Source organism: Mucilaginibacter daejeonensis, from assembly GCF_020783335.1.
In the GTDB taxonomy this organism is placed as follows: domain Bacteria; phylum Bacteroidota; class Bacteroidia; order Sphingobacteriales; family Sphingobacteriaceae; genus Mucilaginibacter; species Mucilaginibacter daejeonensis.
The window spans coordinates 2,435,397-2,460,637 of record NZ_CP086068.1 but is presented as its reverse complement, the minus strand read 5'-3'; the positions used below and the strand labels follow the sequence as shown (position 1 = coordinate 2,460,637).

Below are 25,241 nucleotides of genomic sequence, written 5' to 3'. Positions count from 1 at the left end.
AGGAAAATGACGATGAGCATGAAAGCGAGCACCAGCACGCGGATGATCTGGTAGGTCGGATTCGCCCGATCAGCGTAAAATCCGGTATATTTAGCTCGCCGCGTCGGATTGCAAAGACCTTCTCGTTTAAAGTAGCTACATAGGTAACACGCCCTATTGACGATAAAAATATATCAAATCGCCCACAAAATAAAGGATAATTGAGAATGAGGAACAGGGCAGACAGCGAACACATCAATAACTGCACTCGACCGAATCAGTTGATATCGGTTTAAATGCTCGATTGTCACACGTAGTTTGAGGGGCCAGCAGTTGTAAGATAGCGTGTCTTCCACAACGATATTTAAAGGCAAGCGGAATTACGGTCGTAAAATGCCTTGGACTGCAACTTTTTCGTTACAACCTGTGCCTAAGCTACAAAACCCCAACTTTATGCGTTAGTTTACTATAATTCGCAAAGCTTCGTAGATGAACCAGCTTAATAGCATTAAACTTATACTATTCCTTGCAGCAATAATATTTATTGCCAAGCCATTTATGGGCTTTAGTGTTTATGAGCAGCTACGTGATAAGGACGAAACCAATTTACTTGTAAAAATATTCGCCAAACGCAAACCCGAGTTTTTGGATGAGGCCGCCGCCCGATCGATCATCATACGACAATTACTACGCTGTAATGCGCGTGCATTCGATCTCACGACGAATGCATTTTTGCTTACCTTACTCTCATTTCTTACAAGGCAATCAAAGCTTGCCCTTAACTTGTCAAACTCTTTTAGTAAGGCATTTTTACGGCATGCTACGCCTATTTACCTGCTTAACCGAAACCTTACTATTTAATGATGCCGGTGCTACCTGGTTATTCAGCCTTTTGAGGCGGGATGACTATTAGCGTGTTGACCTGCAATGCGCTGTTTTTATTCAGCATCGTTCCCAAATCATTAAACTTTAAAATGCTACGTTTTAAATTTAGCTGGTGCCTTGGCTTTTTGCTTTTGGCACCCTGGCTATTACATGCACAAGCTCCACCGAGTATGAGCTTAAAGTACCTACTGCAAAAGGTCAGTCAATCGGCTCCTACGCTGTTAACAGATTCGTCGGCAATATTAGTTAAAGAGGCACAAGCCCGCGAAACCGGCTTAAACTGGCTTCCTAATTTAAAGCTAAACTACCAGGCCAATATCGGTACCAACAATAACGTGGGCGGACCATATTTTGGTTATGGCATCGTACCATCAAACAACCGTGGAGTGCGCGATGAAAGCAATACCACTACCGTTTTAACCAACCTGGGTATCGCAGCTTTTGATTGGGAGCTGTACAATTTTGGATCATATAGGGCGCAAAATAACGCAGCCCAAGCTGATATTGAAGTGCAAAAAACTCAGTTTGCTACATCAAAGTATAACCTGGAGGCTTATACTATTGAAAACTATCTGCAGCTTTTACGCCTGCAGGAGTATGAGGCTATACAGCTTCGCAACATTGAGCGTAATAAAGAAATACGCAGATCGATCAGAGCATTGGCCCGGAGCGGCATACGCGCAGGTGTTGATACCAGTATCGCTGAAGCCGAACTGTCAAAATCGAGACTGAATTATATTGAGCTTACTAATCAATCAAAGCAAATACAGCTTAAACTTTCAGCGATCAGTGGGCTGCCGTATCAAACCATTATTCCTGATACTACGGCCGAAAGCAAGCTATACGGACAATCGGCCGAAATGAAGTTGTTTAATGCCGATACCCTTAACCACCCGCTCGTAAGCTATTATTCGTCATTATACAACAGCAGCTTACAGCGCGAGGAGGCGGTAAAGAAAAGCTATAACCCCAAAGTAGTATTACAAGCAGCAGTTTGGGGCCGTGGTGCAAGTTTAGATGCCGAGCAGAACTTTAAGCCGTTGCATACAGGCTGGGGTTTTCAACGCGAAAATTATTTGATCGGTGTGGGCATCACTTATAATTTGTTTGATATAAAGCGCAAGCAAATTAAGGTGAATACACAAAAGATAACATCGCTGTATGCGCTTAACAAACTGAACGAACAGCGAACCCTGCTTAACGCAAGCGCTATGCAGGCCGATGCTAACGTGAGCACCGCTTTAGAACGATTGAATGAAATACCCAATCAGCTAAAGGCAGCTAATGCAGCCTACCGTCAAAAGTTCTCGCTTTATAAAAACGGACTTACCGACATTATTGAGCTTAACGCCGCACTTAACTTGCTTTACCGGGCCGAAATCGATCTAATATCAGCCAGGTACAGTTACGTGCAGGCGCTATTTCAAAAGGCAGTTACCGAAAACCAGGTCAATACAGTTATCAATCTACTTAATTAATAAGAGCTATGTCAATGGTTACATCAGCGCTAAAAAGGCCGGTTACAACAGTAATTATCACCATAAGCCTTTTACTGTTTTCGGTACTCAGCGCTATTAAAATACCGATAGATATTTTTCCGCAATTAAACATGCCTACCATGTACGTGATCGAATCGTACGGGGGCATGTCGCCGCAGCAAATGGAGGGCTTTTTTTCAACTCGTTTACAAGATCAGTTTTTGTACGTAAACGGAATTAAAAGCATCACCGCAAAAAACATACAGGGCTTAACTCTGCTCAAGCTCATGTTTTACGAAGGCACCGACATGGGCGAAGCCTCGGCACAGGTAGCCTTGCAGGTAAACCGCTCCATGAAGTTCTTCCCGCCCGGTGCGTTGCCACCACAGGTATTGCGTTTTGATGCATCATCATTGCCGGTGGGGCAGCTGGTTATGTCGTCAAAAACACGCAGCCTTAAAGATATTTATGATCTGGCGACCACCCGTGTGAGGCCGACCTTCTCGTCTGTTCCTGGGCTCTCGGCACCGCCGCCGTTCGGGGCAAATTCACGTTCGGTAATTATCAACGTTGATCCTACAAAAATGCGCAGCTACAGTCTTACACCCGATGAAGTGGTTGCCTCGTTGGCCAAGTACAACGTAATGTCGCCTTCGGGTAACCTGCGTATGAACAATACCATGTACGTTACTACCATGAATTCGCTCATTGAACAGGTGGAAGATTTTGGTAACATACCGGTGATCAGTAAGAACGGGTCGCCCGTGTTTATTAAAGACGTGGCGCGGGTAAGCGATGGTGCCGATGTTACGGTAAGTTATGCACTGATCAACGGAAAACGCTCAGTATATATTCCTGCTGTTAAAACGGCCGACGCGTCTACCTGGGCAGTAGTACAAGCCTTGAAAGCTAAAATACCCGACATGCAAAGTTTACTGCCTGATGATGTTAAGGTATCATATGAATTTGACCAATCAGTATTTGTTATAAACGCAGTTGAGAGTTTGCTTACTGAGGGCGGCCTGGGAGCCATACTTACCGGCTTAATGGTATTGCTCTTTTTGCGCGATTGGCGCAGCAGTTTAATTGTAGTGATCACCATTCCGGTATCTATCATTATTGGTGTGATGGTGCTTGGCTTTTTTGGACAAACCATCAACATTATGACCCTGAGCGGATTGGCGCTGGCAATTGGTATTCTTGTAGATCAGGCTACGGTAACTATTGAGAACATACACCAGCACCTTGAAATGGGCAAATCAAAAAAGCTTGCTATTTATGATGCCTGTGAGGAAATTGCCTTTCCGTTGCTGCTTATTTTGCTCTGTATACTGGCTGTATTTGCACCGTCATTTATGATGCAGGGCGTGCCCCGTGCTATGTTCCTGCCGCTATCGTTATCCATAGGTTTAACCATGATCGTGTCGTACATTATTGCACAAACGCTGGTGCCAATTTTAAGTAACTGGATGATCAAGGCCGAACAATACCAGCATTATCAACATGAAGAAGTACATGCCCATGCTGGCGAAGCGCTTGACAATGAAGAAAGGCAGCAGGTTAAGCGACACCTGCATGAAGAGAAGAGTCACCCTGAGCAAAATGACCTGTTTGAGCGCATAAAACTGCGCTTCATGAATTTTCTACAGCGCTGGATACCTGCCAGAAAACCTATTGTGATTGCTTACCTTATTGGAGTGCTGGCGCTTGCTTTAGGCGGCTTTTTTATTATTGGTAAAGATATGATGCCCAAACTCAATAACGGGCAGTTTCAAATTCGTATCAAAGAGCCCGATGGTACCCGTTTGGAGCGAACAGAGGTCAAGCTTAAGCAAGTGCTGCAGATTATTGACAGTACATCAAATCATCATGTGGCGATAAGCTCAGGCTATGTTGGTCTTATTCCCAGCAGTTATGGTGTGAGTAACTTGTATGTGTTTAACACAGGTACGCATGAAGCCATACTGCAAGTTAACCTGGATGCGGAGTACAAAGTAAACATGGACGATTTTAAGGAAGCGCTGCGCAAAAACATTGCCTACGCCATGCCGGAGCTGAGGATATCCTTTGAACCTATTGACATGACCGAAAAGATCATGAGCCAAGGCGCCGCAACTCCTATTGAGGTCACCGTTGCAGGTAAAGACATGGCTCAAATTGAGGCGTTCAGCAATAAGTTGGTAAACAAGCTCAAAAAAATTGATTACCTGCGAGACGTGCAGATTGCCCAGCCTCTAAAGTTTCCGGTAGTGAAAATTACGCTTGACAGGCTAAAGTTAGCACAGATGGGTTTGAGCGTTAGCGAAATAGCACGCTCGGTCACGGCAAGTACATCATCAAGCCGTTTCTCCGAAAAAAACCAGTGGTTGGATGAAAAGGCTTCCAATACGTACCAGGTGCAGGTGCAGATACCTGAATACGTAATGAATAACATGGACGAAATACGTGAAATACCCCTAGTAAAAGGGCAAAGCACGCCGGTATTGGGCGATGTTGCTCAATTTAAGACCGTGTATGTACCGGGCGAATATGACCGAATGGGGCCACGCCGGTATTTAACGGTAAGTGCGAACATTCACCACAAAGATCTGGGCACGGCTACCGCTGCCGTTCAACAGGCAGTTGATGAGTTGGGTACGCCACCTAAAGGTATTGTAACCCAGGTTCAGGGCATGTCGGGGTTGTTAACGGAAACACTCTCCAGCTTGCAAAACGGGTTGTTGTTCGCCATTCTGGTGATCTTCCTTTTACTTGCTGCCAACTACCAATCTATTAAATTATCGCTAACGGTATTGTCAACCGTGCCTGCAGTAGTGCTCGGGTCTATAGCGGCATTGTTGCTTACCGGCTCAACCCTCAATTTGCAAAGCTATATGGGTATGATTATGTCGGTAGGGGTCTCGGTAGCTAACGCCATTCTTATTGTGACCAATGCCGAAAAGCTTCGCCTTGATCACCGCGATGCGATCAAAGCCAGCGTTACCAGTGCTTCGGTACGTTTACGCCCTATTTTAATGACCAGTTTGGCCATGATAGCCGGTATGATACCGATGGCATCGGGCATGGGCGAGGCCGGCGAACAAAGTGCACCGCTTGGCCGTGCGGTTATCGGTGGTTTATTTGCATCAACCATTGCTGCCCTGTTCATACTGCCGCTGGTGTTTGCGTGGGTACAAAATAGATCAACCTACCAGTCACCATCATTAATGCCCGATAATGAATCATTAGTTCCAACTGACGAAACCTTGCAATTAAATCAATAACAAAAATGAGATCTAAAATATTCGCAGTGTTGTTTTCAGCCATTGCTTTAAGCAGCTGCTCCCACGCTGATAAACCGGTAGATATGACCGAGAAAAAGGCTGCTGCCGATAAGTTTGAAACCGGTACAGTTTCTGAAAAGGCGCTATCGAGTTATGTGCGCTTACCGGGGCAATTAAAACCATTTAACGAAGTAAATATATTTGCCAAAATAAACAGCTTTGTTAAGCAAATGAAGGTCGATCGCGGCTCTTTGGTGAAAAAAGGTCAACTAATGGCTGTACTTGAAGCTCCTGAGATGCTGTCGCAAGTGCAATCGGCTAATGCCCGTTTTTTGCAGGCGCAGGAATCGGCCAATGCAAGCCGCGAAAAATACCGCCGTTTAAAGGAAGCGGCCAAAGAAGAAGGAGCGGTATCACCGCTAGATTTGGATAACGCACTTTCGAAAATGAAGGCCGATGAGGCTGTGGTATTGTCAGAGCGGTCAAATGCGGCATCCATGCGTGATATACAGGCGTACTTAAATATTCGTGCGCCGTTCGATGGTATGATCGTACAGCGTAACGTATCATCAGGAGCCTTGGTGGGGCCGGGCAAATCAACTGACCAGCCTATGCTGGTGTTACAGGATACGCGTAAGCTAAGGTTGGAGGTAATGATACCCGAAGCCTATGTAGATAAGGTGGACCTAAAACAAAAAGTATCTTTTGTGTTTAATGCCCTGCCCGATAAAGATAATAAGGCATTTATCAGCCGCTCGGCAAATGCTTTGGGTAACCAGCGTTCAGAGGCAATTGAAGTTGACGTTCCCAACGCCGATCAGCGTTTAAAACCAGGTATGTATGGGGAAGTTAAAATACCGCTTGTGCTAGGCGCAAAAACTTTGACTGTACCTAATAATGCCATAGTACGTTCAACCGAACGTGAGTACGTTATTAAGATCAAAGAAGGTAAAGCCGTGTTTGCCGATGTTAAAGAGGGTGTGATTGGAGACGATCATACCGAAGTGTTCGGTAACATTAAAGCGGGAGAAAAAATTTTGTTACGCGCCAGTGATGAGATCAAAGAAGGGCAAAGTTTATAAAGATCCCATCTATTAAACAGAGTGAGATACTGCACTACGAAAGGTGCTAAGGACAGATGCTTACCATTTAACTTCTTGATCACCCAAATTTTCCATAGATGCTTACGTTGATGGTCAACAATACTATACTACGTGCTGTCACGGTATAAATTGTAAGTTATTGTTTGATGAACTAAAGGTAGCCAATTTAGTTATCAAAAGATCGCTATGGACTACGACTATAACGCTTTCCAGGTCACTGAGATCAACGATAGTATTGAAAGAAAGATCGGGTCCGTTAATACAAAGGATCTACCTCCACAGGCCCTATTGATTAAGGTCAGCTATTCTTCACTAAATTATAACGATGCGCTATCTGCGTCATGTAAGCGTGGTGTGGCCCCCCCGGTTCCCGCATGTGCCGGGTATAGACGCAGCGGGTGAGGTCATTCGTTCAAAAACAGATTCATTTAAGCCTGGAGAAAAGGTCTTGGTCACAGGATTCGATCTGGGTATGAACACATGGGGTGGTTTCGGTGGTTACATCTCCATACCCGCGGACTGGGCATTGCCATTACCGGCGAACATGACGGAGAAAGAAGCGATGATCTTTGGTACCGCAGGTTTAGCCGCTGGACTTTCCGTACAACAACTGCTTCTTTCAGGTGTACAGCCAGATGCCGGAAAGGTATTGGTTAGCGGTGCGAGCGTTGGCGTTGGCAGCATTGCAGTGGCTATTCTTGATAAGATGGGGTACCGGGTGACAGCAATAACCGGGAGACCGGACCCGGACCATTTAATGATAATTTTAGGCGCTGCGGAACTGATGAACAGGAATGACTTCACGTCTACCTTCGCTGCCGAGCCTTTAGCTGCAGCAAAATACGCGGGCGGTATTGATTGCGTTGGCGGTGAAGTGCTGTCAGGTATGCTCAAGTCCACTATGTATGGCGGAGCCGTAACGACCTGCGGCATGGTTGCTTTGTCGGAATTAAAATTTCACAGGGTCGTTTCCTATCGATCATATATCAAGGGAAGCTACCAGGGCATTCAGGATCGATGCATCATACCAGCGAAACCAGGTTACGGGCGGTACGGGAACGGATGCGGACTATGCTGCGGATAATAGATCAGAACCGACATCCAACTAGGCCTTCCGCAGTGATCAGGGGACCCTGCGATTGTTCCAACTCCTTGGACAATATGCGTTCCGGAAGACCTCCAAAATTCAGCTTGCCGGAGGCTTACATTACCATTGCAGGTCAAGCCGGTATTATTTGCTAAGCGACCGGCTGATCATCTTAGCAAGTACCTATGCTGCAAAGTTCAAAGGCGGCGTGATCTCATTGGCAGCGGACCATCAAGCCAGTACGGCCTTATCGATCGGCGCTTTAGCCGGTTATAGTCTTGGCGATTACAAAGGAGTAGCGGACTGGAACCTGATCGATCTTTTCGAACATCCCGTAAGCTTCGTGCAAACCGGCAATATCCATATCTTCGGGTATTGAAACGCATGTTGAATATCATGAGAAGGCAAAGTGTAGATGAGAGTTATTGAGAACTCAGTTTTTTAGACGATCAGAGGAAAAGCTTAGATAATATTATAGAAACTTCCGCCTACAATGAAGATTGATTGAAAAGGGTGACTAAAACAAAGACTTCTTAGTAATGGTCTGAGGCCTAACAGAACTCGAATGGAATACACACAACAATCGAGAGATATCACGAGACCGTCAGCGTCTTTGCGAAATCATGTCTATGAAATGATGTGATTCATTCTGGAATTGATGAGTAAGGTAAGGTCGTATTGATTTAGCTGACGATGCTTAATTCCAGTCGAATCTCTACAACTTGGGCTGAATGATATTTAGAAAAGAAGTAAGATAAGTTTCTCCAATGGGAATCGTCTGATCACCAATGTAGACGGTGTTCCCGTTGACAAGTCTAACTTTGTCTAATGAGATAATATAGGATCTGTGGATCCGGTAAAATGGCGGCTGCGGAAGTTCAGACTCAAAGTCCCTCAAAGTGCGGTAGATCATGATACGCCGGTCATGTGTCATCAAAGATACGTAGTTTCTCATACCTTCCAGATATAAGATATCGTTATGATCGATCCTGATGAATTTACTTTTACTATCACTTTTAACAAAACAATATCCTTGCTGCGTTGGGCCGGGTATTGAACTCATGGTGTTGTCACTACCCTTTGCTTTTGCGGCATTGATCAGGAATTGCGCTTTATGGGCAGCTTTCAGAAAACGTTCGAATGGAATAGGTTTTAGCAAATAATCCACCACGTCTTGTTCAAAACCTTCCAATGCATATTCCGGATAGGCCGTTGTAAGTATCACTTTGCATTTGCCAGTACACAATTTCAAAAATTGTATGCCGGTAAGGTCAGGCATCTGTATATCCAAAAATACCAGGTCAATATCTCCCTGCTGTACCCGGCTTAGAGCTTCTATGGCATTGGTCGTATGACCTGCCGCCTCAAGGAAGGGCACTTTGGCGATATGGTCCATAATGATCTTTGTAGCATAGGACTGGTCATCGACGGCAAGGCAGCGGATCATATTTATATATTATTGATTTTAGTAAGTTAAAGGGAGATCAAAGTAAAATACTCAGGTTGACCTCGAAGAACTGCTGACTGGTTTTGATGTCAAGCTGATGGCGTGCATTAGGGTAGATCAGGTCTAACCGTCGCTTGATATTACTAAGTCCAATTCCGGTAGAATGGTCTTTTTGAGCGGTACTGATCTGATTAATGACTCGAAATAGTAGCTGGCCGTCCTTAATCTTAAGAGTGATAATCACAGGGTGGTTAGGATCGTTTACAACGCCATGTTTAAACGCGTTCTCCACAAATCCGATCAGTATCAAGGGCACGATCTGTCCCAGGTCAACCTTGCCTTCTACTTGAAGCTTTACAAAGAAGCGTTCTTCAAACAGCATTCGGTATAAAGTGATGTAGTTTTCAATGTATTCGATCTCTTTCTGTAAAGGCACATCGCTGCCTGAAGCATCGGTCAGCATATAACGCATCAAATGAGAAAGCTGAATGACCGCGTGACCCAGTTGCTCAGATACAGGGTAAGCCAGCGAGTAGAAATAGTTAAGCGTATTATACAAAAAATGCGGATTGATCTGGCTTTTTAGAAAGGACAGTTCCGCTTTCATCTTTTCTTCCCGCAGTGTTTTGTTCTCCTGTTCCTGATGGAGCGTATGGAATCCGCTGTACATAGCAGCGCTGACCGTGGTGACCAGCGAAGCGTAAAATACATTATCAACGAAGTAACGCAACCAGGATGTTCTAACGTTGTAATTACGGATGCCAAATAGGTAATTGAAGAGTACTTCCTCTAACAGGTACCGGCAGATCACAAAGATCGCAACACTGAGCAATAACCCGGTCACCAATTTGATCATCCTGTGCTTGCCCGCAGCTAAAGGAAAAGCGATCGTATAAGATAAACTGAAGCAGGCTAAGCAGGACAGATAAAAAGAGAAGCTGAGCAATGAAGCTTTGTTGTGGGTAAGGTTCAATAACTCCGCTATGGTCAGAAAGACTAAGTATAATAGCCATCCGGCTAATAAGTACCAGCGCTCTTTTTTCCTCATGCTTTAAAGGTAAACAGAATAACTAAGCGGGATAAATATATTATCCCAACCAAGTCATTGGCTATTCCAACAGGGATTCGTACTTGATCTGATACAATTATAACGCCTGTTACCGGTTTGGATAGATAATCACAGGACTGGGATAATAATTTTTGAACGTACGGTCACGCTTCGCACTTTCGGCCGATCGATCCCAAACGAACTCTTATCATCAAATGAAAAAATTACTACTTACGCTACTACTTGGCTCAATAAACATGCTTGGTTACTGTCAAGCCCTCTTTTCCTGTTCCGGTATTATCATTGGTCCCGACGGGCGGCCATTGTCACATGTTACGGTGAGTTTAACTCAGAAAGCAGATCAGGCTGTTAAAAAACAAATAGTTACGGACACGGCAGGTTCATTTACATTTACCGGCATTCATTCAGGAAACTATACCATCCAAGCATCACTGTTAGGCTACCGCCCGGTCCTTCGCTTATTAGCATTAACCACAAAAAGTGAAAGGTTGATAATGACGCTGGAGCCATCACCTGTTCAACTGGCTGAAGTCTCTATCAAGGAGCGTAAAAAGCTGGTCACGGTGAAAGGTGATAAGATCATTTATGATGTTACCACGCTGCCCGGTATCAACAGCGATAATGCATTGGAAATACTTAGAAAGTTACCCGGCGTTTGGGTAGAAAATGATCAGATTATTCGGGTGAACGGGTCGGATGCCATTACCATCTTGCTCGATGGTAAACAGCAGACGATGCAATTAGCACAGGTATTGAACCTGCTGAAGTCAATGCCGGCAAGCGCACTGGACAAAGTGGAGCTGACCAATGGAGGTTCTGCAAAGTATGATGCTGCGGGGGGCAGCGTATTGAATGTGGTGTTAAAGAAAAGGTTGACCGACGGTTACCAGGTAACGCTGACCAACGGCATCACCCTAGACAGGTATGTAAGCCATCAGCACAGCTTATTTGGAGGCTGGGTTGAAAGTGGGTTCAATGGTAATGTATCTTTGAACTACACTAACAACAGCAGTTACTTTAGTGAAAGCGGCCAGAAATTGTATGGACCTGCACAGTTGCCTTTGACGCTGGTCAACTATCAGCGGGACAATCGATCCAGAGTTCACACGCCAAGCATTTACACGACCTTAGCTTATGATCTTAACCGCAAAAATGCGTTGAGTTTCAGTATGATCTCTAACTGGAATAATTCCAAGGGAAATCTTAACGACAGCGGCCGCTATCATGGGGCTAACAACTTTGATCTGCTCTACAACAGTGCTGCAAAGAACCGGGAGAATATAACATCACTGACCTTAAATTACCGGTACAAAGCCGATACCAATGGAACGGTACTTGATGTTAGTTATGGTTACCGGACGGGGTACAGCGACCAAATGCAATTCTATAACAACAGACTGACGGATGTACAGGGTAACAGCATTACGCCGCCTACGATAAGGGCCAGCATTCCCCTGCAAGGCCATCAGCAAATACTGAGCGCGGATTACGAGGTTCCGTACCATCACGCGGCATTGGAAGCAGGCCTGAAATTTACAAATGGAGACGTTACGAATAAAGTGAGCTATGACAGCCTGATAACAACCAGCATAACCAGGCGTGATATGGGCCGCTCAGATGATCTGCGATATACGGAGCGCATCCAAGCTGGCTACCTCCGTTATATTCTTAAGATGGCACCATGGTCATTTAGTGCGGGCGTACGCATGGAGCGTACCTGGACGGAAAGCGCGTTCTTGGGTAAAAAGAGTAGCGTGAAACAAACCTACTTGAACTATTTGCCTAACCTGGCTATAAGCTGGCATAAAGAAAATATCTCCAGCACCTTAAAACTAACGTCCGGATTGTCACGGCCAGATTATAAATATCTTAACCCTTACGTACTTTATATCAACGAATTTAAGAACCGGACCGGGAATCCTCATTTGCAGCCATCTAAAAGATACACCCTTTCAGTAGATAACTCCTTTTGGGACTTTTTGAGTGCTTCGCTGGGCTATAATCGTGTTAATGGTCAGGTATTCCTGGTGAACCGTCAGGTAGAGAACACACTTAACTCGCTCGAACGCCCTGAGAATGCCGTTAATCTGAATGACTACTATTCGAGTGTATCGTTGAACTATTCAATGCTGAGCATCAGGCTACAGGGGCAATTGAATCTTTATGGCGAGATGTACAAGTATGAACACGGATCAGCCTCTTCTGATCGATTAGATCAACATAAGATGAACAAATATTGTAGCGTATCATTCAGTAACGATTATAAGATCTCAAAAAAGTTCAACCTGGAGACCTCAGTATTTTACCGGTCCGCAATGGAGCTTTACCAAACGAGGCAAGCCAAACGCTGGCAAGCGGACGTGGGTCTAGACTATACAATGGTGCCCTCCAAGTGCTTCGTAGCGCTAAAATGGTATGACCTGTTCAATACTTACCGGTACCATAATGGCCTCTTTTATGAAGGTTATTCCGCTTCTTACACTAACAAGCCCAATACCAGCCGGATCAGGCTTACGCTCGTCTACAAGTTGAACAGAGGACAGAAGGTGACCAACACGCCTAAAGAGACCTTGCCAGATGATCTAAATAGGTATAAGTGATGTCACTTACATAGTTTTGTATCTCTTTAAAGGGGATGTTGGTTTTCTTGTACTAGATTTAGGAGAATGTAGAATTATGCCTATAGCTATTTCAGCTGTAGATCAAATTGATACCGCGCATCGATCACCCGTTTAATAAGTGCTAATTGTCCGCAATGCCAAAGTGTATGTTTGATGTTCCAATCTAGTGCACCTAGTTTGTTATTTGCAACAGGGTGAACAAAGCCGGTCGGCTCCAGCTCTGTCAATAGTTCCTCTTCATTGATCGTTTTGATGATGGTAAGCGAATGCTCCTGCATCTTTTTTAGATCTTCAGCAAGTTGATAAGGGTTCACCTGGCCCACTGCCGTAGCCGGAGCATCCTGTGTGAACAACTGGCCATATAACTTAAGCGGTATGCTTTGTAAAATGGTTTGTTGATGACCTCTTATCACTAGTATAGAATGATAATAAAAACTTACCAGCAAATGACCGGCTTGCCATAAAGCGTTTGATCCTATAACTGGTGGTGAGATCTCCCACTTTTCGATCGGCAAAGATTCTAATAACCTGTTCGTCCATGTGTAGGCATCTGTGGTTTGTTGTAAAAGGAGTTCAGTTCTCATTTCTTCGCTGAGCATGGCTTGGCCCTTTTTATGGCTACTCAGATACGGTAAAGCTAAGACGGAGCGTCTAAAAAAGGAGTTGACCTAAGTCAAGAAAGCACTTTTACCATTCGCTTGCGGATCCTGCTTATAGTTTCAGGCTTGATATTTAAATAAGAAGCCAATAAATATTGCGGAATGCGCTGAGCCAGGTCCTGCCTTGCCGTGATCAACTTTTGATAACGAACCGTTGCCGAGTCCAGCAGAAGCGAGGTAAGCTTTTCATGCATTCTGACAAACAACTGCTCATTCGTTATCATGCTCATACGCTCCATGAACGGATATCTGCTGCTTAGCTCTCTCAACTTTTGTCTGGTGATCACGTAAGCGATCGTTGGTTCCAAGCAAGTGATGACTTTAGTTGACGGCGTACCTGTTACAAAGCTGTAATAATCTGCAATGAAGCTATTTTCATATGCGAACTCAAAAATGACTTCTTTCTCATTTTCAACCAAAACGCATTTCATTAATCCGTTTTTTATTAAACCGATCTTGTCGCATACTGCACCCGGTAAGAAAAAATCTTCACCTTTCTGTAAAGTGATCAAGTCAGATGCAGAAAGGAAAATGTCTATCTCTTCCTCTTTCAGCTTCCAGTTCGCGGCCAAATGTATTTTTAGATCATTCACTTTAGGGCTAATATATAAATTTTTGTAGCTGTTGACATTGCAACATGGTAAGCGATGATCAACTATACTCAGATCAACATCTATGACCTGGCGTCTAATAGGGGTAATTAAAACGACCGGTTCCGTTACTATTAAGGGTGGTTTGTGACGAAGCTTGGATCAGTTATGATCTTGAGTAAATGAATGCCGTTAAAAATCTAAGTGAAGCTGATCGAAGAATAATGGGTTCATTCACTATGATACCTTGACCTTCTACATTGGCAATAATCTAGACTATCAAAACGATTCGAGTCTTGCTCTGCTGCCGGTCGCCGGGAAGCCATTGGGATTCGAACCGTAGTTTGGTGACTTTAAAATATTTGAGATCAATTTAAAGCTTTCTTAAACGAAGCATCAGTTTGCATTGCTTATTGCCTGATAGAAGTTTAAATTTATGGCAGACAACTGATCTACTGGCTTAGCGAGTACTCGGTTAAACCGATTTTGTGATTTCAATTAGAGCATTGCGATATTGCCTTTTTAAGATCTTCATGGATCTCGGTCTATACAGAAAATTATAAACTTTATAATTTTTGGGGATTATAGGTTCGCGAGCGGCATCACCCATGTGCATATCGTTGCACCCTTTTGCGCAGTACACAACACATCAGCTAATGTAGGTCGAACTGTTTAATGATAGTGAGATGATCAGCTTACCTCATCGTTGTGCCCTTGAGAGGCTAGCCTCATATTGGAATGTTCAAGGACACTTTTTTAAAAGTAAACTAAGGAGGTCAGCATTAAGTAGCTGCGCATTTCTTGTTCAAAATCACTCAAATAATACCATATATTCAGAAAATTCGCAGACTACAGGTATGGAGCTAACTGCTCAACCTTTGAGAATGACCTAATACGCTTTATCTCATTACCTGTGCTGTCATAGAACACCTCCACATAGAAGTTGCCTAAGCTATAGCATTGAACCCAGATATTATCATGCTTACGGTCCCCTAGGAACGTACCACCCCAAACAGCGTCGTACTGCTCGGTCTCCGTCATACTCAGGAAATCATAATGTGTGATCAACATGCAATATAGCTTTTATATAGATACTGCTGGATGCAGTTCCCTTCTTTTGACAAGCTCGGCAGCACCCTTGACACCGAAGGTCTCAAAGCCCTCCAAGGCGCTTATCGATGAGATCTGGTCAGCGTATCCTGCTGAACGTAGTTTATGAAGCACTGCCTTATCGTCCAGTTGAAGGTCTGATGTTTTTAAAGTGCCGTTCGACAAAGCATCCTTCAGTAGTCCTGCCATACGGTGGTTTGCGAACAGGTATTGCGGTTTTTTAAAGTACTGCTCATTCAGCTTCTTGAACTGTGTGGCTATCCAGCGTGCAGCTATGTCAGTTGATAATGTAAATTGCCTACCCTCTACAGTGAGGCTTGTGAGAAAATGCTTCACGTCACCAAGACCGACCATGCCGGCATGATACAGATCCCGTAACGTATAATCGATACGATCTGCACATAACTCGGGTAATGGTCGTTCTAAAAGGCTGTGGTCCTCAAAGTGCTTCAACGCCTGATCATAGCCGTACTTCTCTAATACCATAGGTATCTCCGACCTTGCGATCACCTCCTCAAAGATCTGCTCGTGGTAATCCTCGCCTGGGCGTTCGAATACCTGATCGCCAACATGAGAGAACGCCGTGTGTGACACATCATGCAGCAAGGCTGCGATCTGTTCATCGACACTACCGCCAAAGTTGCGAACTAACCAAAACACGCCTAATGAGTGCTCAAAGCGCGTATGCTGCTGCGTTGGATCAACCAAAAATATTGCACCGCCCTGATGTACACCTTTCAAGCGTTGCATAGGCGCTGATAAGATCAGCTCTTCCAGTACGCCTTCAACAGCGAACCTTCCATATAAAATATCTTCTAAGATCAGCATCGCTTTTTCCTTATTACCTTGACGGCCGTTCAATATTAAAATAAACAAGTACCATCTTCGTCTTTGGCATCGAACCAGTCACCTGACTTGTTACCGGCACCATTGACGCTCTTACCGACCACACGCCTGATGAGGGCGCTATTCTCGATCGGCTGTAACACCTTGGCACGTTCGCTGTATGGCAACTCTCTGTCCAGCCATATCTTCACCTGTTCAAGCGTCAAGATCACCGGCATACGGTCATGTATCTCTCCAATGATCTCGTTCGGTTCACGTGTGATAATGGTGCAGCTTAACACAGGTGCTTCCAGTTTGGTATTGTAATCCCATAGCCCTGCATACATCATCATACTACCATCGGCCATGCTGAAGTGATATGGCACTTTGTCCTTGCCCTTGCCTTTCCATTCATAGAAGCCATCGACCGCGATCACACAATGACGTTGCCCTAATAGGTGCTTGAAGGATGCCTTGTTGTGCATATCCTCACTTCGGGCGTTCGAGGTCTGGTACTCGGGATAGGTCGTACACCAAGACGGTATTAACGGCCAGTGCAAATGCCTTAACACATCAGGTGCCTTGTCTACCAGACCAAATAGAAACGTTCCCTTATAAGGAAAAGCATTATTATCCCCTTCACGAGCTACATCGCTGTCCTTGACACCTAATCGCTCTGCGACCACTGCACTATTGCTGAACTCTACTCTTCCGCACATACCGATATCGTTAAGCTGTCTTTTTGATCTTATTGTTAGTGAACAACTGGTAATGAAGTGTTATAGCTGTTCCTAACGTTTCCTTCAACTCTTCACTAACAAGGTCTTTAACATCCTGTTTCACTACTGGGTGTAGCCCGCTGATGATAGACATGCACCATTTGTATTCTTTAAAAGTCAAAAGCAGGATAGCGATACCACCCTGCACGATCTCGAATGCGCGAACCATCGGGTCACCGTACCGCTCCCTGATCTCGAACTCACAGGCCATATTCCTGTAAGAGATAGTGATATTGAAACTCTCAAATAGCATCAGTGTAGTATCGGTGCCTCATTCCAGTCCGTGAAATAATTGGGCGTCTTGTACTCCTGCCTCATGATGTACTTGTCCTTCGTGTCCTGCTTCCATGCACTCAGGTTGTTAGCAAAGCATACCTTACCCTTACCTAATTGCAGGTTGATCATATCAATAGCCCGGCTCAATCGGTTCTTGGCACCAGCATCGAACTGGTCGCCAATGAGGATCTGGTTCTCATCCTCCGGCACAAGTCCACTCGCATTGATCTCAAATTTCATGTACTTGTACTGTGCTCTGCTTTTACGGTTAGCTGCAACGATCGAACGCACAGCCTGTTGAGCATGCTTGGTGATATCTAAGCCATTGCTTATGCCTTTGTCCAAATGAAAGACCATGCATGGCTGATGCTGTGCGGTGTCGACCCGCCATTTGTTGGTGCGCAGTTTAATTTGTAAGACGGTCGCAACCAATTTCTCTTCCCTCAGCTTCTCTGATAACCGAAAGCTATAGTAAGTAGCTGCATCGACCAACGTTTGCTCATCAGAGGTGGTCTTTTTGAAGGAACGACCTACACCAATGTTCTTTTTGGGGTTCATCACCTCAACGAGGTCCAAACAAGGGATACCGTTCAGTTCCTGCAAGGTACGCCAGCCTAACACGGTCATTTTCTTTCTTACCCAATACTCTGGTGTGACCGATAGACGAGCAGCTGTACGGATACCATTTCGATGTAATAGCGCAGCATATTGCGCACCAACGTTCCATAGGTCTTCGATAGCGATACAACGTAGCGCTGACTGGATGCGGTCACTATTATCCAGTATGCAGAAGTTATCAGGTGTCGTCTTGGCTAAGTTGATCGCTACCTTTGCTAAGGTCTTGGTCGGTGCCACTCCAATGCGTATCTGTATCCCTGTAAGCTGCTTTACATCCTTGATCAGCTTAGGTACGATGGCCTCAATGTCGTTTATGCCCGCAAGGTCCATCCAGCACTCATCGATACTGTAGGTTTCCAAACGGGGTACATAGCGTGCCATGATCTTCATCAACCGTTTGTTCATGGCTTGGTACTCTCGGTAATTACTACTGAAGGCTCTAAATCCTTTGGCTTCGTATTCCTCCTGCACCATATACCATGCGGAACATCTTACCGCCCCTAAGGCTTTTGCTTCGGGGCTAAGCGCAATGATACAGCCGTCGTTGTTACTCAATGCGACCACTGGTGCACCCTTTAGGTGCGGCTCTGTACTTTGGTGATAGGCCGCATAGAACCCCACACAATCTGCTATCGCTACCATGTCTTCACATTTGGGAACTCACGCGGTAAGTGACACTTGAGCGACCAGGTGATCACGCCTATGAGTATTAGTTCATCCTCAACGATAATTTCCGGCACTTTAACGTCAGCAGCGTACAATATGACCTGTTGACCGACCTTTTTAAAGAAGCGTATGAGCTTATCCTGCCTGTACCAGACGTACACGATGTCACCGTTCTTAGGGGTAACACCTCTGTCGAATAGCAAGTAAGAGTTATCAGGTATCCCTGCCTTCTCCATTGCGGTACCACCCATCCGTGCAGGATAGGTCGCTTCGGGATCGCGTTTAAGCTTTTGATCAAGATTGAGATCGGGTACCGCATACTCATCAGCTGGTGAAGTGAATCCTGACTGTATAAATTCCTTTGGACTAACGAGTGTCTTACGCATCTTGAGTTGCTAATAATATTAGCAAATCTATAGACTTTAAACGATCCCGTCAATGCCTTTTCTCAACAGGTGTGTTGAAAACTCCTTTCAGGAATGTTTCAGAGCTTCTGATGATGCGGAGAGCATCGCTAACTTAGTAGCATGAAACGACCTATCGCTTTATCATTGATATTCATCACGAGTCTGTTCATCATATCATGGGTTTCACCGGTCACCGCATTGTAGCTCTCATGGCAGAACGCCATCTAACACCACAAGCTAAAGCAGCAGTAGCTGACCTTTTAGATGGTAAGAGCATGGCAGACGTAAGTAAGTGGGCTGATGAGCTACGCAACTCGCCTGAGTATAAGCACACAGCACCTTGGCATTTCCTCCATATGCCGCTTGGTCTATCAGCAACTCAATTTGAGAAGGCTGTTACTCCATTAGCCAGTCCTAACATTTACAGTGGTTTGCCTAGTAAACAACAGATCTTATTAACGAGCAGTAACAAAGAGCAACGTGCGGTCTAGCGGTAACTTTGGAAGGACTTTTCAATGGGAGCAGACCATGTTCTTGCAAAGTTTAAAGGGCTTCCTCTTTAGCAGGCAAAAAAATGACAGGTGGCCTAAGTGTGATCCGAGCCCGCTTGCCTCTTATAAGGTTCTGATGGCAAAAGTGGCGATCAGTTCGTGAACAGGAGGGCCAGTAGGACCAATTGAAAAGTCGCCGATCGCTTTTTGAGTAGCGATATCCCTCGCAGCTTCTGGCTGTAAACGGTATTTCGGGAAATGTTAAGTTCTACTGCGATCTCATCAGGCGTCATCTCCAGTAGATACAACATCTTCATGATCTTTGCGCATTGTTCGGGAAGGGCATCTATCTCTTGCCGCAACTCGTTGATCACTTCTGTGTGGATGATATTGTCGATCACAGCCGCTTCCATTTCGTTATAGGCACTAAAGAAATTGGACATACGAAGCGCTCGCCTTTTTTCCTTGTCGATATGGTCGAGCGAAGCGTTCTTAATGCTGATATATAAGAAAGCCTTTAAAGACGTGAGCTCATGGAAGGTTTCCCGACGGTCCCAAGCTTTTTGGAAGACATCAATGGTCAGTTCCTCGGCAATGCCGATATCTGTAGTGAATCTAGACGCAAAAAAGCACAACCCACCGTACAATTTACTGAAGATCTGGTTCAATGCTTTCTCATCACCTATCCTGAACTTACTCAAAAGTTCATCATCGCTATCGCAGTAAAGCAGTTCACTCATGACGTTCTCCATAATTAGGTGCTGCACCAACCTATATAGCCACGCACACCATGAGAGGGCAATGAGGACTAAAAGCGGTCAGTAAGTCGCAGGTATAAATCGGTTTACAATTATGAACATAAATTTTTAACACTAAGTGCGATAAGTGAATATATTTTAAAAAATAGGCAAATGATGCTTAACACCACTGTGAACTGGTCACCGGTAATAATTTTTAAATAAATTTTGAAAACCTTTGAAGATGAGCGGCACGAGTTCCGTTTCTATGTGAAATCGAACGGAGCTATGCGGCCAAAACAAATAAAGAACAGTTTAAGGACCAGTGATCTGATCATCAGGTTTTTGAGAGATAAACTTACGGCCGATGAACGCGTTGAGCTCGCGACATGGTTGAATAGTGACGGCCGTAACAAAGCGCTGTTAAAAAGGATTTTTGATGAAAAACTGGCTCAGGAAGATGCGCGGATGACCGGGCAGTTCGACACTGATGAGGCTTTTCAACGGTTGATGACCAATATCAAGCATGCTAAAGCTCAGCCAGAGGCCAAAGTAAGGTCAATAAGATCTTACTATAAGGTTGCCGCAGCAGCAGCGATCATCGTGATCGTCTTAACGGCTGGCCTGTTGATCTTGAAATATGATACTGCGAACAAGGCTATGCCTGTCGCATCTACTAATTCGGTCAAGCATACCTCATCTATTGTGCTCACCTTATCCAATGGTAAGCAAGTTGACCTTGAACAGCAAAAGCAAGGAGTGATCACCTCGTTGGGCTCGGCAGTAATATCAAAAGATGCTAACGGTACACTTACTTATAGCTCAAATAACAGGAGTAACGATAACATAAGCGGCTTTACTGTCAATAAGATCGATATACCGCGTGGAAAGCGATATGAGCTGGTGCTGCCAGATGGTAGCAAGGTATGGCTCAACTCCCAAACGGTACTTACGTTCCCGACCGATTTTGGGCCGTCAGAACGTGTGGTCGAACTCTCAGGCGAAGCTTATTTCGAGGTTCAGCATATGGACAACAAACCGTTCAAGGTACGTTCAAGATCGCAAACGGTACAGGTTTTAGGTACGCATTTCAATATCAGTGCTTATCCTGATGATGACCGTGTGGTAACCACTTTGACAAGCGGCTCGGTCAAGGTATTCGATGCTAACAGTTCCTGCTTACTGAAACCGGGTCAGCAGGCGCAAAAGGCTGATGCATCAGGCGGGTTCGATGTGTCAACAGCAGATCTTAACGAGGTGCTTGGCTGGAAGGATGGCGTATTGTTATTTAAAGATGCCACGATAGAAGAATTGATGCAGACCGTATCGCGCGCCTTTGATGTGGATGTGGAGGTAGACCCACGTGTAAAAGGCCGCCATTTTGGCGGCAGCTACCTGGTCAGGAACGGACTTCATAATCTGTTACGCAATCTTGAACAAACTGAAGTTGTACACTTTAAGATCAATGGAAGGAGGGTCAGCGTAATGCCTTAACAGTTTTAAAACGCTGATCGCCATTGTTTAGAAAAGACCGAAAAGCGCGCCAACGCTTTCCGGTCAAAGAGCTGTGAACTCCTACAGGCGGTCAAGATCTCCCTAAAAGACCAATTTTTGATCAAACCTATTTTCAAATGTACAAAATTTTACTTGCGGATACGTGGGCTGTCCCTTTACGCCCATGCCATAAGCTTATTCGTGTCATGAGGATCACCTACATACTCTTGATCGCCTTTGTATTCAACGTGAGTGCCAGAGGACTGGCTCAAACTTTAACGTTGAGGACAGATAATGCAACGATGAAGGAGGTATTCAACAAGATACACCGTTCTACAGGATACAATTTCATTTATAATGTTGAGATGATCAGCAGCGCTTCAAAGGTCTCTGTCGAGCTTAAGAACGTGTCGTTACCTGAAGCACTCAAACAAATATTACAGCCTTACGGACTAAGCTTTACCATTAATGATGATGACCGTTCCATCGTGGTCATCAAAAGTACTCCTAAGGCGCATGCACCACCTATTCAGGTCAAAGGTGTAGTTACCGATGAATCCAAACAACCATTACCAGGGGTGAACATCCGTGTTAAAGGCGGGGGCGTTGCCGCAGTGACCGCGGCCAACGGACAGTACACCATCAACGTGCCTGACGACCGTGCGGTGCTGGTGTTCAGCATGGTGGGTTTTGAGACCCGCGAAGTGCAAATTACCGGCAACACGCCGTTGTCGCTTGTAATGAAACAGATCAGCAGTCGTCTCGATGATATCGTGGTGATAGGTTACGGTACGCAGCGCAAATCAGACCTTACCGGTTCGGTTGCGGGCATTAAAGAGAAAGAGATACAGCAGGCCAAGTCAGTATCATTCATGGAAGCCATGCAGGGTCGTTTAGCTGGTGTGCAGGTGACATCATCATCGGGTGAACCAGGCAGCGCCGTGAACGTGACCATCCGCGGTACCAATTCGTTCAACTCGGGCACTCAACCACTCTACGTGATCGATGGGGTGCAGATCGACGTGAATAACGCTGAAGCTGCCTCATCGGGCATAGGCAGTACCGCTTTGACCAACCCACTATCGGGTATAAACCCTAACGATATCGCCTCTATCGAAGTACTTAAAGATGCTTCGGCTACGGCCATCTTCGGCTCAAGAGGTGCTAATGGCGTGATCCTGATCACCACCAAGACCGGCAAAAGCAATACCTCATCACTGGAGGTGAACACATATGGCGGATTGGCATGGAATCCTAAACACATACAAATGCTGGGCGCGCAGGACTATGCCAGTTACCGGTTAGCCAATGGAACTGCCGATGGTAACTATGCCGATGACCTCAATAACGACCAGTTATTTGATGTGGTGAATGACCGGGTGAAGGATCTGAGCGGAGTTAAGTCGCAAGACTGGCAAAAAGAGGCGCTGCGCACGGCTGCCGTTCAAAGCTATAATGTTAGCTATAGCGGAGGTAACGCCAAGACCAACTTTTTGACCTCTGCATCTTACCTGAACCAGCAGGGCCTGATCGTGAACAACAAGTACGAGCGTTATGGCTTGCTCATGAAAATAAACCATAGCGCAACGGACAGGCTTAAGCTGGGGACCAACATCAATCTATCACATGCCTTGGGTTCAGGTGTGGCCTCAAATGGCGGCAACGATGTCAGGAACTATAACGGCCTGATCCAGAACCTGCTGCTTACCAGGCCTGTTAACGCACCAGATCCTACACAACTGGCTCTTGATCCCGATGGTGGCGCTTTCTCTAACCCGGTAGACTTTGCTAACCTTTCTTATAAACGAAGCCCATTAACAAGGATACTGACCGATATCAATGCCAATTACAGGATCATCAATGGACTTAATTTTGATACGCGCGCAGGTGCGGTGATGACCTTCTCTAAGAACGGAGAGTTCTATCCTTCTACCGTTTCGTGGGGGTTCCCGACCAACGGATTGGCGTTGTTGAATACCAGCAATACGATCAATTGGTATCAATCCAGTACGCTTAACTACAATAAACGCTTTGCTAAGAACCACTCGTTAACAGCATTGCTTGGTTTCGAGATCAACTCCTATCAACAGGAGACCTACCGTTGGCAAGGTCAAGGCTTTGATATTCAAAATATCAATCCACTCGATAACATTGCCACGGCAAATGTTTTGCCCATGCCCGCAAGTACGGATAAGCAACGCTATATCCGTTTATCAGAGTTCGCAAGGATCAATTACGCTTACAAGAGCAAATATTTACTTACCGCCACCTTGCGTAATGATGCCTCCTCTAAATTGTCGGCTGATCATAAGTCGGCACTGTTCCCCAGCCTGGGACTTGCCTGGCGTGTATCCGAAGAGGGTTTCATGAAGAAACAAAGCGTGGTATCGGATCTGAAATTCAGGGGTAGCTATGGTTTGACGGGTAACGAACGTATCCCTCCGTACCAGTCACTGGCCACCCTGTCGCCGGTGTATTATTCCAATGCGTCCAACACGGCATCGCTTGGTTATGCGCCAAACACGATCGCCAATCCTAACCTGACCTGGGAAACTACTTATGCCTATGATGCCGGATTGGATCTGAGCCTTTGGAAAGACCGTATAAGCCTGACCGCCGACGTATATCTCAAACAGACCAAAGACCTGTTGATACAGGCTGATATCCCATCGCAAAGTGGCTTTATGCGCCAGTATCAAAATTTGGGGCAGATAGATAACAAGGGTATCGAACTGGCCCTTAACACGATCAATATCCGAAAGGGTAGTTTTTCGTGGACCAGTAATATCAACATATCCATGAACCGTAACAAGGTGGTATCGTTAGGTAGCGTCAGCTACATACCAGTTACGGTGTATGGTGGTGCCATATCTACTGTTGGGCGTGTGATCGTTGGCCAGCCGATCGGTACCGCTTATGGTTACGTGTCAGATGGTATTTACCAGTTGAGCGATTTTTCGATCATCAAGAACTCGGCAGGGGCCACCGTTTCGCCGTCTGCTGTTACCAACAACAATTTAAATACGTTCACCTATACTGTTGGGTCGGGTGTGCCAACTATCTCTTCAAGGTCGGCACGGCCAGGCGATCTGAAGTATAAGGACCTGAACAATGACGGCGTGATCAACGATGCCGATAAAACCGTGATCAGCAATAGTAACCCTAAACATTACGGAGGTATCAGTAACGGTTTTACTTACAAGAACTTTGATCTGAATGTCTTATTTAATTGGTCATACGGGAATGACATCTTGAACCTTGGCCGTTCACGGTTGGAGGCTGGTCAGTCTCAGTTCGCCAACGTTACTGAAAGTTACTGGTTCAACCGCTGGACGGTGGAGAACCCATCGAACGAGTATCCAAGGCTTAACGGTCAGGGTAAGTTGGACGTGTCGTCTTATTATACAGAAGATGGCTCTTACCTACGCTTAAGGAACGTCACGCTTGGTTATAATATCAATAACCTGCGCTCGCTCAAAAAGATCGGGATCAATGGTTTGCGCCTGTATGTTACCGGTGTTAACCTGCATACCTGGACCAAATACAGCGGGTTCGATCCCGAGATCACATCTTACTCAGCTTTACTACCCGGCGTTGATAATATCTCGTACCCGCGCGAACGCTCGGTCATTTTTGGACTTAATATCAAATTTTAAA

Annotated in this window: 21 protein-coding genes; 10 read left to right on the top strand and 11 right to left on the bottom strand. The window is 45.3% G+C overall.

The genetic code is table 11. The annotated features are described in order from the left end of the window. The first annotated feature begins 468 nt into the window (after nucleotides 1-468). The 6 genes from LLH06_RS10315 (at nucleotide 469) to LLH06_RS10290 (ending at nucleotide 8,174) form a co-directional block, all read left to right on the top strand. Nucleotides 469-840, top strand: a complete 372-nt coding sequence (locus LLH06_RS10315) for a hypothetical protein (RefSeq protein ID WP_228169208.1) — start codon at nucleotides 469-471, stop codon at nucleotides 838-840. Nucleotides 841-953: 113 nt separating this feature from the next. Then, nucleotides 954-2,342: a TolC family protein gene (locus tag LLH06_RS10310; RefSeq protein WP_228169207.1), complete on the top strand. Its 1,389-nt coding sequence runs from the start codon at nucleotides 954-956 to the stop codon at nucleotides 2,340-2,342. A gap of 8 nt (nucleotides 2,343-2,350) precedes the next feature. Then, entirely contained in the window at nucleotides 2,351-5,605 is a 3,255-nt protein-coding gene (locus LLH06_RS10305) for an efflux RND transporter permease subunit (protein ID WP_228169206.1), read from the top strand. Between the two features lie 83 nt (nucleotides 5,606-5,688). Then, nucleotides 5,689-6,687: an efflux RND transporter periplasmic adaptor subunit gene (locus LLH06_RS10300; protein WP_228169205.1), complete on the top strand. Its 999-nt coding sequence runs from the start codon at nucleotides 5,689-5,691 to the stop codon at nucleotides 6,685-6,687. Between the two features lie 346 nt (nucleotides 6,688-7,033). Then, the gene (locus tag LLH06_RS10295; RefSeq protein ID WP_228169204.1) at nucleotides 7,034-7,792 is read left to right on the top strand and encodes a zinc-binding dehydrogenase; all 759 of its coding nucleotides are present in this window, start codon (nucleotides 7,034-7,036) and stop codon (nucleotides 7,790-7,792) included. A gap of 55 nt (nucleotides 7,793-7,847) precedes the next feature. Further along, nucleotides 7,848-8,174 carry a hypothetical protein gene (locus LLH06_RS10290; protein ID WP_228169203.1) on the top strand — a complete coding sequence of 109 codons (327 nt, stop codon included), beginning with the start codon at nucleotides 7,848-7,850 and terminating at the stop codon, nucleotides 8,172-8,174. Between the two features lie 336 nt (nucleotides 8,175-8,510). On the opposite strand, the gene LLH06_RS10285 is transcribed toward LLH06_RS10290, so the two are convergent. Continuing rightward, nucleotides 8,511-9,242, bottom strand: coding sequence for a LytR/AlgR family response regulator transcription factor (locus LLH06_RS10285; RefSeq protein WP_228169202.1), 732 nt, complete (start codon nucleotides 9,240-9,242; stop codon nucleotides 8,511-8,513). A gap of 37 nt (nucleotides 9,243-9,279) precedes the next feature. Beyond that, on the bottom strand, nucleotides 9,280-10,290 hold the full coding sequence (locus tag LLH06_RS10280; RefSeq protein WP_228169201.1) for a sensor histidine kinase: 1,011 nt from the start codon (nucleotides 10,288-10,290) through the stop codon (nucleotides 9,280-9,282). Between the two features lie 215 nt (nucleotides 10,291-10,505). Here LLH06_RS10280 and LLH06_RS10275 point away from each other — a divergent pair, with 215 nt between their 5' ends. After that, a complete protein-coding gene (locus LLH06_RS10275; protein WP_317206673.1) occupies nucleotides 10,506-12,911 on the top strand; it encodes a TonB-dependent receptor in 2,406 nt (801 codons plus the stop codon). A gap of 86 nt (nucleotides 12,912-12,997) precedes the next feature. Here LLH06_RS10275 and LLH06_RS10270 read toward each other — a convergent pair whose 3' ends face one another. The 8 genes from LLH06_RS10270 to LLH06_RS10235 form a co-directional block, all read right to left on the bottom strand. Beyond that, the gene (locus LLH06_RS10270; protein ID WP_228169199.1) at nucleotides 12,998-13,516 is read right to left on the bottom strand and encodes a DinB family protein; all 519 of its coding nucleotides are present in this window, start codon (nucleotides 13,514-13,516) and stop codon (nucleotides 12,998-13,000) included. A gap of 89 nt (nucleotides 13,517-13,605) precedes the next feature. Beyond that, nucleotides 13,606-14,184: a Crp/Fnr family transcriptional regulator gene (locus LLH06_RS10265; RefSeq protein WP_228169198.1), complete on the bottom strand. Its 579-nt coding sequence runs from the start codon at nucleotides 14,182-14,184 to the stop codon at nucleotides 13,606-13,608. An 846-nt stretch (nucleotides 14,185-15,030) separates the two neighbouring features. Further along, on the bottom strand, nucleotides 15,031-15,252 hold the full coding sequence (locus tag LLH06_RS10260; RefSeq protein WP_228169197.1) for a hypothetical protein: 222 nt from the start codon (nucleotides 15,250-15,252) through the stop codon (nucleotides 15,031-15,033). Between the two features lie 12 nt (nucleotides 15,253-15,264). Continuing rightward, a complete protein-coding gene (locus LLH06_RS10255) occupies nucleotides 15,265-16,119 on the bottom strand; it encodes an HD domain-containing protein (protein ID WP_228169196.1) in 855 nt (284 codons plus the stop codon). 35 nt (nucleotides 16,120-16,154) lie between these two features. Next, on the bottom strand, nucleotides 16,155-16,835 hold the full coding sequence (locus LLH06_RS10250) for an SOS response-associated peptidase (RefSeq protein ID WP_228169195.1): 681 nt from the start codon (nucleotides 16,833-16,835) through the stop codon (nucleotides 16,155-16,157). Between the two features lie 10 nt (nucleotides 16,836-16,845). Next, nucleotides 16,846-17,148, bottom strand: coding sequence for a hypothetical protein (locus LLH06_RS10245; protein ID WP_228169194.1), 303 nt, complete (start codon nucleotides 17,146-17,148; stop codon nucleotides 16,846-16,848). After that, nucleotides 17,148-18,431 carry a Y-family DNA polymerase gene (locus LLH06_RS10240; RefSeq protein WP_228169193.1) on the bottom strand — a complete coding sequence of 428 codons (1,284 nt, stop codon included), beginning with the start codon at nucleotides 18,429-18,431 and terminating at the stop codon, nucleotides 17,148-17,150. The genes LLH06_RS10245 and LLH06_RS10240 overlap by 1 nt, the downstream gene beginning before the upstream one ends. Next, nucleotides 18,425-18,841, bottom strand: coding sequence for a LexA family protein (locus tag LLH06_RS10235; RefSeq protein ID WP_228169192.1), 417 nt, complete (start codon nucleotides 18,839-18,841; stop codon nucleotides 18,425-18,427). Before LLH06_RS10235 ends, LLH06_RS10240 begins: the two co-directional genes overlap by 7 nt. A gap of 197 nt (nucleotides 18,842-19,038) precedes the next feature. Between LLH06_RS10235 and LLH06_RS10230 the strand changes: the two genes are divergently transcribed. After that, nucleotides 19,039-19,353 carry a S1/P1 nuclease gene (locus LLH06_RS10230; RefSeq protein ID WP_228169191.1) on the top strand — a complete coding sequence of 105 codons (315 nt, stop codon included), beginning with the start codon at nucleotides 19,039-19,041 and terminating at the stop codon, nucleotides 19,351-19,353. A 152-nt stretch (nucleotides 19,354-19,505) separates the two neighbouring features. Here LLH06_RS10230 and LLH06_RS10225 read toward each other — a convergent pair whose 3' ends face one another. Next, nucleotides 19,506-20,093, bottom strand: a complete 588-nt coding sequence (locus LLH06_RS10225) for an RNA polymerase sigma factor (protein WP_228169190.1) — start codon at nucleotides 20,091-20,093, stop codon at nucleotides 19,506-19,508. Nucleotides 20,094-20,318: 225 nt separating this feature from the next. Here LLH06_RS10225 and LLH06_RS10220 point away from each other — a divergent pair, with 225 nt between their 5' ends. Next, nucleotides 20,319-21,584 carry a FecR family protein gene (locus tag LLH06_RS10220; protein ID WP_228169189.1) on the top strand — a complete coding sequence of 422 codons (1,266 nt, stop codon included), beginning with the start codon at nucleotides 20,319-20,321 and terminating at the stop codon, nucleotides 21,582-21,584. 206 nt (nucleotides 21,585-21,790) lie between these two features. Then, nucleotides 21,791-25,240: a TonB-dependent receptor gene (locus tag LLH06_RS10215; RefSeq protein ID WP_228169188.1), complete on the top strand. Its 3,450-nt coding sequence runs from the start codon at nucleotides 21,791-21,793 to the stop codon at nucleotides 25,238-25,240. Nucleotide 25,241 lies beyond the last annotated feature (1 nt).